We start from the raw sequence: 11,981 nt of genomic DNA, 5'->3' as shown, positions 1-11,981 counted from the left end.
GACCCGATGTCCACGTCCTTCGCAGCAGTTCCCCTCGTCCTCGGGCGGAGATCGCTGACCTCGGCGAGCTCTGTGCTCGTGGCCGCCGCGTTCTTCGCGTGTGCCACGCTGTTCCTCACCGTGGCGGCCGGGACCTGGATGTTCTTCCAGATCCCACCGAGCCCCGATCCCGCGGACGAGGGCCTCGACATCATGTATAAGACCCTCGCAGCCCTGGCTACGGCTCTGCTGATCATCCCCGCCTCCACCCTGGCATCGGCCTCGGCGACCCTGTCGGCACGCCGGCAGGACGAAAGGCTGTCGACGATGTCGCTGCTCGGGGCCCGACGCTCCCAGATCACGGCGCTCGCCGTGGCCGAACCGCTGATCCCGGCCCTGGCCGGCATCATCCTCGGGGTGCTCGGGTATCTCGGACTGGCGCTGCCGGTCAGCTTCATCCACTTCATGGGCGAGCCCATCGGGTACGCGAACATGCTCATGCCCGCGTGGCTCATCCTCGTCGTTGTCGTCTTCCTGGCCCTGGTCTGCGCGGGATCGGCTCTGCTGGGTCTGCGCAAGGTCGCGGTCTCTCCGTTGGGCGTGCGGACGAAGAGTCTGGAGCGGAAGCTCCCCGTGGCCAAGATCATCGTCACGGTGCTCGTGATCTGCCTGCTGCCGGTCGTGTACGCGCTCACCCAGAGTGGCGGTCTCGGCGTGGGGATCGTGCTCGGCGCGGTGGTCGGATTCTTCGCTCTCGGGCTGGTCGTCGTCGACCTCCTCGGCGGGCTCCTCGTCCGCTGGTTCGCTCACCTGTCCGGTCGGCGGGCCGACACCCCGGAGCGCCTCATCGCGGCTCGCCTGGTCTCCGACGAACCCAAACGGTTCTGGCGACGCGTGTCCGGACTCGCGATGGCCTCATTCACCGCGGCCGTCTGCGGGGCGGGAGTGGCGCTGATGCAGCTCGGCCTCGACGCCGCCGAGGACGACCCGGCAACGATGGGCACCTCCGATATCAACCTCTTCCACGACCTGTTCACCGGGGTGCTGCTCGTCATGGGCATCGCGATCGTGCTCATCGCCGTGTCCGCGGTGATCAACCAGGTCGCCGACATCTATGACCGTGCCGACACCTTCTCCGACCTCTATGCCGCGGGCGCCGATCCTCAGCTGCTGCACCGAGCGCTGGTGCGGGCCGTCATGGCCCCAGCGATCTGGGTGTCCCTGCTGGCCGGAGGGCTCGGGCTGCTGCTCGTCCTGCCCCTGGCCGGAGCCGCGCTCGTGTTCAAGCCGGTCACCTTCCTCACGATCCTGCTCACAGTGGTCGTCGGCATCGGCATCATCCGTGGTGGGCTGCAGCTGACGAAGCCGATTCTGCACTCCGTGGCCACAGCCGGGAGGGCGCGGGACTGAAGTTTCTGCGTCAGTGCCTCGTCCTAGGATGGTCGGCACCGGTTCGGCAGAAGTGGTCGGGCCGGTGGGACCCTCCTCGGGTCTCCGGGTACAGTTGGAGCGCACCATCTGCGGGTGCGTGTCGACGCGGCTGTGTAGGAAGAGGAACTGAAGTGAGCAACGACCAGGGCTATGACGGTCTGAGGACCCCTCCGCAGGACGTCGAAGCCGAGCAGAGCGTGCTCGGTGCGATGCTTCTGTCGAAGGACGCCATCGCCGACTGCGTCGAGACGATGAAGGGCGACGACTTCTACAAGCCCGCTCACGAAACCATCTACGAGGCGGTCCTCGACCTCTACTCCCGGGGCGAGCCCGCGGACTCGGTGACGGTGGCGAACTATCTGACGAAGACCGGCGACCTCGCCCGCGTCGGCGGTGCCGCCTACCTGCACACCCTCATCTCGTCGGTCCCGACCGCCGCCAACGCCGGCTACTATGCCGCGATCGTCAGCGAACAGGCCGTGCTGCGCCGCCTCGTCGAGGCCGGCACCCGCATCGTGCAGATGGGCTACGACGCCGAAGGCGATACCGATGACGTCGTGAACTCCGCTCAGGCGGAGATCTACAAGGTCACCGAACGCCATACGACAGAGGATTACGTCATCCTCTCCGACATCCTCGGCGAGGTGGCCCAGGAGATCGAACGCAACGGCAACACCGATGGGCAGACCGCGGGTGTGCCCACCGGTTTCACCGAGTTCGACAACCTCACCAACGGTCTGCATCCGGGCACGATGATCGTCATCGCCGCGCGTCCCGGTGTCGGCAAGTCGACTCTGGCGCTCGACTTCATCCGTTCGGCTGCGATCCACAATGATGCGGCCGCTGTGTTCTTCTCGCTCGAGATGGGCAAGAACGAACTCGTCATGCGTCTGCTCTCGGCCGAGTCGGAGATTCCGCTGCAGAACCTGCGCCGCGGCGAGCTCAGTCCGCACGACTGGACGACGCTGGCCGCGACCGAGGCCCGGATCAACAATGCGCCGCTGTTCGTCGACGATTCGCCGAACATGGCGCTGACCGAGATCCGCGCGAAGTGCCGCCGGCTCAAGCAGCAGCACAATCTGCAGATGGTCTGCGTCGACTACCTGCAGCTGATGTCCTCGGGCAAGCGCGTCGAGTCCCGTCAGCAGGAGGTCTCGGAGTTCTCCCGTTCGCTCAAGCTGCTGGCCAAGGAGCTCGAGGTGCCGGTCATCGCACTGTCTCAGCTCAACCGAGGCAGCGAGCAGCGCACGGACAAGCGGCCGATGATCTCGGATCTGCGTGAGTCCGGTTCGATCGAGCAGGACGCGGATATGGTCCTCCTCATCCACCGTGAGGACATGTACGACAAGGAACACGAACGCGCCGGTGAGGCCGACATCATCGTCGCCAAGCACCGTGCCGGTCCGACGATGGACATCCCCGTGGCGTTCCAGGGCGCGAAGTCCCGATTCGTCAACATGCCGCAGTGACGAACGGGGCTTGAATGGACGCCTACTGGATGCGCGGCAAGTGGGGTGACGGCGGGAAGAGTGAGCGCCGCTGGAACCAGGGCAGCCGGAATCCGCTGACCATCATCATCACCGGTGCTGTCTTCTTCGTCGGCACGGGTGCGGTCTTCACGATCGGATACCTGTATCCGGACCAACTGCTGTTCACGATCATCCTCGGATGCTTCGTGTTCCTCGGCGTCACTCTGGCGATGCGCAGGTTCATGGGACACACGCCGGCGTATTGGTACACCGGACCGTTCGTGGCCATTGCACTCATCGGCACTGTGATGCTCGGCGAGGATCTTGCTTTGTCTCAGGCGGGCGAACTCACCGAGGTGGTCGTCGCCGATCACAAAGTCGAGCAGAAGACCGTGCACAGTTCCAATCCGCCCAGGTCGCGGCAGGTCTATGTTCATACCTACAGCCTCGAAAGCACCGACGGCACCCCCGTCGCCGAACCGCTGATCTACCGCGGTAAGGACGGATACGACGACTTCGATGAGGGCGACACGATCTCCGTCCTCATCGATCCGGAGGGGAAGGCACCGACCAAACCGGCCGAAGACGTGGATCTGCCCGCCGATATCGGCATCCTCGTCACCGGACTGGTCACCTCGGGGATCGTGTTCCTCATCTGTCTGATCGTCGTGCTGCTGCGCTGGACGCGCTCGCCGTTGCAGCAGCACGTGCGCTGACGACCGGGCGGCAGGCGCCGGAGAAGCCCTCATTCCGTCGTGAGCGGCCCGCGGCAACAGGTCAGCACAGGCTGTATAGTCAGCATATGCTGACTATTGCCTCCCGTGTCGATGCCATGCAGCGTCTAGGCCGCGCGATGGCCGATCCCACACGCTCACGGATTCTGCTGTCGCTGCTCTCCGAGCCTGGCTATCCTGCGCGCTTGGCAAGTGATCTGGGACTGACGCGCACCAATGTGTCGAACCACCTCGCCTGCCTGCGAGGATGCGGAATCGTGGTGGCCGAACCTGAAGGCCGGCGGACGCGCTACGAGATCGCCGACCCTCATCTGGCAACAGCCCTCACTGCTCTTGTCGAGACGACTCTGGCAGTCGATGAGAACGTGCCGTGTGTCGATTCCGATTGCACGGTGGTCGGCTGCTGTGACGCTGGACCGAGCCGATGACCGAGACTGCGCCGGGAAGGGACAGAGCGGCAGTTCTGCGGAAGCGGATCCGGATCATCGTTGCCATCACCATCACATGGAACGTGATTGAAGCGTTCGTTGCCATTGCCGCAGGCGGAGCAGCCTCCTCGGCGGCTCTCATCGGGTTCGGACTCGATTCGATCGTCGAGGTCCTCTCAGCCGCAGCGGTAGCCTGGCAGTTCTCGGCACCGGAACCCCAGCGCCGGGAACGGGTCGCTCTGCGGGTCATCGCAGTATCTTTCTTCGCGCTCGCGGTCTACGTCAGCGTGGACGCTGTTCTGTCCATGGTGGGCCTGCGCCAACCCGAACATTCGACCGTCGGCATCATCATCGCCGCACTCAGCCTGCTGGTGATGCCGTTCCTCAGCTGGTTCGAGCGGAGGACGGGACGAGAACTGGGATCTGCTACGGCTGTCGCTGATTCCAAGCAGACCCTCATCTGCACCTATCTCAGCGCCGCAGTGCTGATCGGAGTCCTGCTCAACAGCCTGCTCGGGTGGGCCTGGGCCGATTCCGTCGCAGCTCTCACCATCGCGGTCTTCGCCGTTCGGGAAGGGGTCGAAGCCTGGCGAGGGGACGCCTGTTGCGCGGTTCCGGCTGCGGTTCTCACCGGTGAGCGTACAGAAGGGTGCTGTGCTGAAGATGATCCGGACGACGACGGGTGCCGAAACGCGTGCTGTGCGGCCGACGCACAGCGTTGAGTAAGCCCGCCTACTATGGCAGGCATGGACACCACTCCTAACGATCTGCTCGTGCTGCTGGCCGTCTCCCGCACCGCCAAATTCACGACGGCGGCACACAACCTCGGTCTCACCCACTCGACGGTCTCCCGCCGCATCGCCGCCTTGGAGAAGTCCTTGGGCGGACGCGTTCTGGCTCGCTCGGATGACGGATGGGAGCTGACCGACCTCGGGGAACGAGCCGTTGCGGTGGCCGAACAGATGGAGACCGCGGTCGCCGAACTCGAGAGTCCCGGCCAGGGCCCGGAGACGGTGTCCGGAGTGGTGCGGATGACCGCGACGGATGGGTTCAGCGCCTATGTCGCCTCCCCGGCGGTCGCGAAGCTGCGACGTCGGCATCCCGGGCTGAGTGTCGAGATCGTCACCGTCACCAGGCAGGCCCTGCAGCAGCGGTCCGGTCTCGATATCGAGGTCGTCGTCGGCGAACCGCGCGTGCACCGAGCAGAGGCGATCGAGCTCGGTGACTACGAACTCGGTCTCTACGCCTCGCGTGACTATCTCGCGGCCAACGGCACCCCCGCCTCGGTGGAGGAAGTCAGCGACCACCGGCTCGTCTATTTCGTCGATTCCATGCTCCAGGTCGACGACCTCGATGCGCCGAGGCGGCTGTTTCCCGAGATGAAGGATGCACTGACCTCGACGAACGTCTTCGTTCACGTCGAAGCGACTCGTGCGGGTGCCGGAATCGGCTTCCTCCCGTGTTTCATGGCCGACCGTCACCCCGACCTCGTGCGACTCTTCCCAGAATCGGTGGCCGAGCGACTGCCCTACTGGATGGTGCTCAGACCCGATTCGATGCGGCGACCGGCGATCGCCGCCGTCGTCCAGGGACTCAAGGATGAGATGCTCGCCCACCAGGCTGCTCTCGAAGGCCGGAAGTTGCCCCGGTGAGACTGCGCGACCAGGATATGAGCATGAACCAGCCCCAAACTGACATCGGCGACGAGCTGGTCGGACGTCGCATCGTGCTCACAGCTCAGCGGCGCGCGCAGCAGCTTGCCTCCGCCCTCGAGCGTCACGGTGCCAAGATCGTGCACGCCCCGACCCTTTCCGTCATCCCGCATATCGACGACCCTGAACTCGTCACACGCACCCGTGAACTCATCGAGGCCCGGCCGGACATCGTCGTGGTCACGACCGGCGTCGGATTCACCGGTTGGGGTGACGTGGCTGAAGCCGCGGGTCTGCGCGAGGAGTGGCACTCGATGCTCGCCGGAGCACGGATATACGCCCGCGGTCCCAAGGCACGCGGAGCGATTCAGGGGGCCGGACTGAGGGCTCACTGGGTCGCCGAATCCGAGACGAGCGCAGAGATCCAGCAGGTCCTCCTCGGCGAGGGCGTGGACGGTCAGCGCATTGCCGTACAGCATCACGGTGCAGGAGCCGACGGACTTGATGAGGCCTTCGCCGCAGCAGGCGCCGATGTCCGTTCTCTCGTCATCTACCGGTGGGGCCCGGCCCCCGACCCGGCGGCCGTGGTCGACGCGGTCCGAATCGTCGCGGAGCGCAGGTGCGATGCCGTGGCCTTCACCTCAGCACCCGGGGCGGCAGCATTTCTCACCGCGGCCGAGGAACAGGGACTGCTGTCGGCCGTGATCGAGGCGTTCAACGAATCGGTGGTGGCGGCAGCAGTCGGCGACGTCACCGCGGCACCGCTGCATGAACAGGGCATCAGAATCGTGATTCCCGAGCGATTCCGACTCGGAGCCCTCGCTCGCGTGCTGATCAGCGAACTCGCCGGATGATCTCAGTCTGACGCGAATTCGATGTCGACGGCGTCTGCCTCGCGCAGTGCGCCGATCGCCTCTGCCTCAGCGGTCAGTGCGCTCTTCACCGACTTCGGGACGGTGCCGAAGGTTGCGATCGTCATGCTCAGTCGTCGATTCCGCTTCCGCGCCCTCCAGGTCCCCGCGATCCTGCCATCGACCAGCAGCGCTCCTGGATCGCCCACGGTCTTCCAGATCTCCCGATGGAACTCCTTGGACGCGATCGTCTCCCGATCCCGCATCTGCGTATAGGGATCGTGTGGGGGAAGCAGACGCACGCCGTGCGGAAGCTGCGCGCGATGCAGCTGATCGACATCCTCGGCGAGCATCCAGGTCCGTCGCCCGCGATCGATTTCGGTGATCTCCCCAGCGATCAGGTCCCACCAAGGTGTCGCCTCCGTGGACCGGATTCCGATCCACGCGGCGAAGTCGGCGCGTGTCGACGGTCCATAGCAGTGCAGATAGCGGCGCAGCAGTTCGGATCTGGCCCGGTCGCGTTCACTCTCGGTGGGTGCGGTCGAGGGCATCGAACGCGGATCGACCCATTCGTCGAGCAGAACGAACGGAGCCGTGTTTCCTTCGCGCGGGGCGAAGCAGAGGATCTGCCGCAGAGTGAGCAGCCGAATGCAGAAATGGATCACGCCGGCACCGAGGCTCTGGCCCTTCGCATACGGGCCCTGAGATTCCCAGGTGCTTCGCTGTTTCGTCGTCAGGGAGGTTGCGAGCACCTCGGCGAGTTCCTCGCCGAGTTCGGTGATCGTCATCCTCCGCCCTCTGAGCACCCCGGCGATCTCCTGCTCGACCCGATCGAGGATCTGGCTCAGCGAGATCCCGAGCGAATCGACCGACTGTTCGACTCCGAGGACGAAATGGCGCATCGCCTTCTCACTCGTCGGTTCGACCCCGGTGGTGAAGACCGGGAGATCCGCAGCGGGAAAGAAATGGGGCGCCCCTCGCATGCACCAGCTCTGCAGCAGCGACTTCTCCTCTTCGACAGCCGAAGCAAACGCCGTCGCACTCATGTCCTCGACCCGCACATGGAGTGAGGTCAGCGCGGATCCCGGTGGGCTGTTCTGGATGCCGCAGGCTCCCGCGGCCTCAGTGAGTGAGTTGCGGCTGAGTCGCTCATCGAGATGATGAGCGCGGAGGCGGAAGGCGATGATCTCGTCGTTCGTCGCGGAGTCGGCCATGTGCCCAGGCTAGCTCAGGACCCGTGTTTGAATGGGGCCACGTGCTCGGCCGGCTCCTGGTGCGTGCACGACCACAATGAGAAGGGACGACGATGACGCGAACGATGCAGGTCAGCGACAGCATGGTGATCAAGGCCGACGCCGCCGCACTCTGGGCGCAGATCGCCGATCCGACCCAGATGGCCCGATGGAGTCCGGAGAACACGGGCGCAAGCACGCGCACGACTGCAGGTCCGCTGCAGACAGGCGACGTCTTCGAAGGTACGAACCGTCGCGGGCCGGCGACGTGGGTGACCGAATGCGTCGTCACCGAATCTGTGCCCGGCAAACGGTTCGCCTTCACCGTGCGCCGGATCGGGCCCCGAACTCCCAGCATCGAAGGAGCGAACGCGAGCTGGGCATACGAGTTCGAGGACCTCGGCGGGGCGACTCGAGTGACGGAGTCGTGGACAGACGATCGTCGCGGTTGGCCCGACTGGCTGGCATGGGTCTTCGACCACATCGTCACACGTGGGCGGAGCTTCGCGGACTTCCAGCGATTGAACATTCGGCGGACGCTCACGACCATGAAGGATGATTTCGAACGCGAAGGATGACTTCGACAATTGAAAGACGACGTCGCACAGCGGTGACGTGATCGAAACGAGGGCGAAACAACTCCTCGCTACTCTGATCGCATGACAGCGACGGCACAGCCCACAGAGAGCTCCGCCCGCCACGATGTGGAGGGGATGAACTTCTATACCCGCAAATGGGTGCGGCCCGAGGACCTCAACGCCAACGGCTCCCTCTTCGGCGGCAGCCTGCTGAGGTGGATCGACGAGGAGGCCGCGATCTACGCGATCATCCAGCTCGGCAACCATCGAGTTGTGACGAAGCTGATCTCGGAGATCGACTTCCAGGCTTCGGCGAGGGAAGGCGATCTCATCGAGATGGGGCTCATCGCAATCCAGTTCGGGCGTACGTCGCTGACGATGAAGGCGAGGGTGCGCAATATGATCACCCGGAAGACGATCCTCAGCATCGAGAAGATCGTATTCGTCGGAGTCGACGAGGACGGCACACCGGTTCCACACGGGTACACGACGATCACCTACGATCGCGACCGAATGCCCCACCCATAGCCGTAGACACGCTCGGTGCTGCAGTAGTGATGCGCAGAGGTGCCCTGACAGGGTATCCCTCTCAGATGAGAACGCGTCTAGCCTGGAGAATATGGACAACCGGGCCGAAGTACGCGAATTCCTCATGTCACGGCGGGCGAAGATCACCCCTGATCGGGTCGGCCTTCCCACCCACGGCACGAGGCGAGTGCCGGGCCTGCGTCGCAGCGAGGTCGCGGCCCTGGCCGGACTGAGCGTCGAGTACTACTCGAAACTCGAACGGGGCGCGATCGGAGGGGCTTCCGCGGCTGTCCTCGAAGCGCTCGCCGAGGCTCTGCTGCTCAACGACACCGAGCGGGGCCACCTCGTTGATCTTGCCCGTGCCGCCGATGGCATTCCGACCTCGGGTCGCAGACGACGTCCCGTGACCGCTCAACGTCCGCCGCACGAGACGCTGTTCTGGATGCTCGATTCGATCAAGGAATCGATCGCCTTCGTCCGCAACGATATGCAGGACATGGTCGCCGTCAACGAACTCGGCCGAGCTTTCTACTCGCCGGTCATCGGGGATGGCGGACGGACACCGAACCTGGCGCGATTCCAGTTCCTCGATCCCGCATCGAAGGACTTCTATCCGGACTGGGAACTCTTCGCGCAGATGTGCGTGGCGATCATCCGCAGCGCGGCAGGAAGGGATCCGCATAATCGCGGAATCCAGGACCTCGTCGGGGAACTGTCGACTCAGAGCGAGACGTTCCGAACCCTGTGGGCCCAACATGATGTCCGCACGCACGGGACGGGGATGAAGCGGTTCAACCATCCGGTCGTGGGCGAGCTCGTCCTCGCCTTCGAGGAGCTGCGGATCACCGCCGAAGACGGCCTCGCCCTCCTCATCTACACAGCAGAACCTGGCTCGGAATCGGAGCAGAAGCTGCGTCTGCTCGCCTCGTGGGCGGCGCCGACGACCGAGACCGAACGACCACCCGAGAACCAACTTCCTGAGAACAGAGGACACCGATCATGAGCCACCGCATTCTCCCAACGACCCCGACAGCGAAGAACCCGCCCGAGCAATTCAGCGGCGATGTGTGGGTCGACCCCATCGCCTCCCCGCAGGAGGACGGCCAGACCATGGTCGTCGCACGGGTCCGATTCGCCCCCGGCGCACACACCGCATGGCATTCGCACGCCAAGGGTCAGACTCTGCACGTGACCAGCGGAACCGCTCTGTTCGGCACACGCGACGGTGACGTTATCGAGGCCCGCCCGGGGCAGACCGTCTACTGCCCGGCAGGCGAGGAACACTGGCACGGAGCCGCCCCCGAGACATTCATGGAACACATCGCCATGCTCGAGAACGCCGAGGACCCCGCTCAGACGACCACCTGGCTCGAGCACGTGGACGAGGCGGACCTGCATCGTCCGCGAGGCTGAGCCCCACGACCAGAACCGAACAGCAGCGAACAACCGAACTTCTCAAGGAGAGAACAATGCGCGGAGTGATCATGCACGGGCCCGGCGACGTCCGGGTCGAAGAACGACCCGATCCGACCATCGAGGCACCCACTGATGCCGTCATCCGGATCGTGGCCGCGTGCGTCTGCGGATCCGACCTGTGGCCCTACCGTGGTGCCGACGCACCGGATCAGCAGCTCATGGGCCACGAATACGTCGGCATCGTCGAGGAAGTCGGCGACGAGGTGCGCACCGTCAAACCCGGTGACTTCGTCGTCGGATCATTCGTCATCTCCGATAACACCTGCCCGATCTGCACCGCCGGCTACCAGTCCCGCTGCGTCAACGGAATCTTCGTCGACGGCGGGATCGGCACCCAGGCCGAATTCGCTCGCATTCCCCATGCCGACGGCACCCTGGTCGCCACGCCGGGACAGCCTGATGGCGATCTCATCCCGTCGCTGCTGGCCGCATCCGATGTGCTCGGCACCGGGTGGTTCGCCGCAGATGCCGCCGAGGTGGGCCCCGGTAAGTCGGTCGCCGTCATCGGCGACGGCGCTGTCGGACTGATGGGAGTCCTTGCCGCCAAGCAGATGGGAGCGGAGACGATCATCGCCATGAGCCGTCACGTCGACAGGCAGAACCTCGCCCGCGAATTCGGTGCCACCCACATCGTCGAAGAACGCGGCGACGAGGGCGTGGCGAAGATCAGAGAGCTCACCGACGGACTCGGCGTCCACAGCGCCATCGAGGCAGTCGGCTCACAGGAATCGATGATGCAGGCGATCCGGTCGACCCGACCCGGCGGTCATGTCGGCTATGTCGGTGTCTCACACGATGTCGAGCTGCCCGGAGGAGAACTGTTCTTCGGTCTGGTTCATCTGCACGGCGGGCCCGCACCGGTTCGTCGCTTCCTGCCGGACCTCATCGAACTTATCTGGAGCCGAGAGATCGACCCGGGTAAGGTCTTCGACCAGACGATGAGCCTCGACGACGCCGCGGCCGCCTATTCGGCCATGGACAGCCGCGAAGCCGTCAAGGTCCTGCTGAGGCCCTGATCTCTTCATCTGTCAGTAAAGGAAAGGTGACACCGTGGACACAGCAGATCTGCTGAAAGCCCTCAACGCCGGAGAGATGATCACGGGCGGCTCGCCTCTTCATGAGGTCATGCACCGCACCAGCCAGGAAGCCCTGCGCATCACGGCGGAAATCAACGGCAGCTACCGTGAACCCGATGAGGTTCGCGCGCTGCTGGCCGAGCTGACGGGACGCCCGGTCGATCCGACTGTGACCATGTTTCCCCCGTTCCACACGGACTTCGGGAAGAACATCACTTTAGGGCAGCGGATCTTCATCAACTCCGGGTGCAGCTTTCAGGACCAGGGCGGGATCACGATCGGCGATGACACGCTCATCGGACACAACACGGTTCTCGCCACCCTCAATCATGGGATGGAGCCGGACCGTCGTGCGGACATGCACCCGGCTCCGATCGTCATCGGACGCAATGTCTGGATCGGGTCGAACGTGACCGTCCTGCCTGGCATCACCATCGGTGACGACGCCGTCGTCGCCGCGGCGTCTGTGGTGACCAGAGACGTTCCGGCTCGCGCCGTCGTCGTCGGCTCACCGGCACACGTCGTGCGCACGATCGACGAGTGAGCC

At 64.7% G+C, this 11,981-nt stretch carries 14 protein-coding genes; 13 read left to right on the top strand and 1 reads right to left on the bottom strand.

Annotated features, from left to right (window positions below; all coding sequences use genetic code 11):
- Positions 1-6: 6 nt before the first annotated feature.
- From AC239G_RS18635 to AC239G_RS18605, 7 genes are all read left to right on the top strand, one after another.
- Positions 7-1,389, top strand: a complete 1,383-nt coding sequence (locus AC239G_RS18635; protein WP_139467586.1) for an FtsX-like permease family protein — start codon at positions 7-9, stop codon at positions 1,387-1,389.
- 152 nt (positions 1,390-1,541) lie between these two features.
- Positions 1,542-2,879 carry a replicative DNA helicase gene (gene dnaB, locus AC239G_RS18630; RefSeq protein WP_039211746.1) on the top strand — a complete coding sequence of 446 codons (1,338 nt, stop codon included), beginning with the start codon at positions 1,542-1,544 and terminating at the stop codon, positions 2,877-2,879.
- Between the two features lie 14 nt (positions 2,880-2,893).
- A complete protein-coding gene (locus AC239G_RS18625) occupies positions 2,894-3,595 on the top strand; it encodes a hypothetical protein (RefSeq protein ID WP_139467585.1) in 702 nt (233 codons plus the stop codon).
- 86 nt (positions 3,596-3,681) lie between these two features.
- Positions 3,682-4,041 carry a Cd(II)/Pb(II)-sensing metalloregulatory transcriptional regulator CmtR gene (cmtR, locus tag AC239G_RS18620; protein ID WP_139467584.1) on the top strand — a complete coding sequence of 120 codons (360 nt, stop codon included), beginning with the start codon at positions 3,682-3,684 and terminating at the stop codon, positions 4,039-4,041.
- Positions 4,038-4,763 carry a cation diffusion facilitator family transporter gene (locus tag AC239G_RS18615; protein WP_487489505.1) on the top strand — a complete coding sequence of 242 codons (726 nt, stop codon included), beginning with the start codon at positions 4,038-4,040 and terminating at the stop codon, positions 4,761-4,763. The genes cmtR and AC239G_RS18615 overlap by 4 nt, the downstream gene beginning before the upstream one ends.
- 24 nt (positions 4,764-4,787) lie before the next feature.
- Entirely contained in the window at positions 4,788-5,693 is a 906-nt protein-coding gene (locus tag AC239G_RS18610) for a LysR family transcriptional regulator (RefSeq protein ID WP_420097147.1), read from the top strand.
- 23 nt (positions 5,694-5,716) lie between these two features.
- The gene (locus AC239G_RS18605) at positions 5,717-6,547 is read left to right on the top strand and encodes a uroporphyrinogen-III synthase (RefSeq protein WP_487489504.1); all 831 of its coding nucleotides are present in this window, start codon (positions 5,717-5,719) and stop codon (positions 6,545-6,547) included.
- A gap of 2 nt (positions 6,548-6,549) precedes the next feature.
- Here AC239G_RS18605 and AC239G_RS18600 read toward each other — a convergent pair whose 3' ends face one another.
- On the bottom strand, positions 6,550-7,758 hold the full coding sequence (locus AC239G_RS18600) for a winged helix DNA-binding domain-containing protein (RefSeq protein ID WP_139467580.1): 1,209 nt from the start codon (positions 7,756-7,758) through the stop codon (positions 6,550-6,552).
- A 92-nt stretch (positions 7,759-7,850) separates the two neighbouring features.
- Here AC239G_RS18600 and AC239G_RS18595 point away from each other — a divergent pair, with 92 nt between their 5' ends.
- The 6 genes from AC239G_RS18595 to AC239G_RS18570 all read left to right on the top strand — a co-directional run bounded on the left by AC239G_RS18595 (position 7,851) and on the right by AC239G_RS18570 (position 11,978).
- Positions 7,851-8,354: an SRPBCC family protein gene (locus tag AC239G_RS18595; protein WP_139467579.1), complete on the top strand. Its 504-nt coding sequence runs from the start codon at positions 7,851-7,853 to the stop codon at positions 8,352-8,354.
- A 135-nt stretch (positions 8,355-8,489) separates the two neighbouring features.
- Complete coding sequence (locus tag AC239G_RS18590) at positions 8,490-8,882, top strand: acyl-CoA thioesterase (RefSeq protein ID WP_139467867.1); 393 nt, start codon at positions 8,490-8,492, stop codon at positions 8,880-8,882.
- 91 nt (positions 8,883-8,973) lie between these two features.
- Entirely contained in the window at positions 8,974-9,885 is a 912-nt protein-coding gene (locus tag AC239G_RS18585; RefSeq protein ID WP_139467578.1) for a helix-turn-helix domain-containing protein, read from the top strand.
- Positions 9,882-10,295 carry a (R)-mandelonitrile lyase gene (locus tag AC239G_RS18580; RefSeq protein WP_376906569.1) on the top strand — a complete coding sequence of 138 codons (414 nt, stop codon included), beginning with the start codon at positions 9,882-9,884 and terminating at the stop codon, positions 10,293-10,295. Before AC239G_RS18585 ends, AC239G_RS18580 begins: the two co-directional genes overlap by 4 nt.
- 56 nt (positions 10,296-10,351) lie before the next feature.
- Complete coding sequence (locus tag AC239G_RS18575; protein ID WP_487489503.1) at positions 10,352-11,374, top strand: zinc-dependent alcohol dehydrogenase family protein; 1,023 nt, start codon at positions 10,352-10,354, stop codon at positions 11,372-11,374.
- Between the two features lie 34 nt (positions 11,375-11,408).
- Positions 11,409-11,978, top strand: a complete 570-nt coding sequence (locus AC239G_RS18570) for a DapH/DapD/GlmU-related protein (RefSeq protein ID WP_487489502.1) — start codon at positions 11,409-11,411, stop codon at positions 11,976-11,978.
- Positions 11,979-11,981: the final 3 nt, after the last annotated feature.

Source organism: Brevibacterium sp. Lmc1, from assembly GCF_057654315.1.
The sequence above is the reverse complement of the archived record's forward strand: the minus strand, read 5'-3'. Positions and strand labels throughout refer to the sequence as shown.

Excerpts from the sequence above, each read along its gene's own strand:
- AC239G_RS18625 (WP_139467585.1), top strand. The coding sequence starts at position 2,894 with ATGGACGCCTACTGGATGCGCGGCAAGTGGGGTGACGGCGGGAAGAGT.
- AC239G_RS18595 (WP_139467579.1), top strand. The coding sequence starts at position 7,851 with ATGACGCGAACGATGCAGGTCAGCGACAGCATGGTGATCAAGGCCGAC.
- cmtR (WP_139467584.1), top strand. The coding sequence starts at position 3,682 with ATGCTGACTATTGCCTCCCGTGTCGATGCCATGCAGCGTCTAGGCCGC.
- AC239G_RS18600 (WP_139467580.1), bottom strand. The coding sequence starts at position 7,758 with ATGGCCGACTCCGCGACGAACGACGAGATCATCGCCTTCCGCCTCCGC.
- AC239G_RS18575 (WP_487489503.1), top strand. The coding sequence starts at position 10,352 with ATGCGCGGAGTGATCATGCACGGGCCCGGCGACGTCCGGGTCGAAGAA.
- AC239G_RS18590 (WP_139467867.1), top strand. The coding sequence starts at position 8,490 with ATGAACTTCTATACCCGCAAATGGGTGCGGCCCGAGGACCTCAACGCC.
- AC239G_RS18585 (WP_139467578.1), top strand. The coding sequence starts at position 8,974 with ATGGACAACCGGGCCGAAGTACGCGAATTCCTCATGTCACGGCGGGCG.
- AC239G_RS18605 (WP_487489504.1), top strand. The coding sequence starts at position 5,717 with ATGAACCAGCCCCAAACTGACATCGGCGACGAGCTGGTCGGACGTCGC.
- AC239G_RS18610 (WP_420097147.1), top strand. The coding sequence starts at position 4,788 with ATGGACACCACTCCTAACGATCTGCTCGTGCTGCTGGCCGTCTCCCGC.
- AC239G_RS18580 (WP_376906569.1), top strand. The coding sequence starts at position 9,882 with ATGAGCCACCGCATTCTCCCAACGACCCCGACAGCGAAGAACCCGCCC.
- AC239G_RS18635 (WP_139467586.1), top strand. The coding sequence starts at position 7 with ATGTCCACGTCCTTCGCAGCAGTTCCCCTCGTCCTCGGGCGGAGATCG.
- AC239G_RS18615 (WP_487489505.1), top strand. The coding sequence starts at position 4,038 with ATGACCGAGACTGCGCCGGGAAGGGACAGAGCGGCAGTTCTGCGGAAG.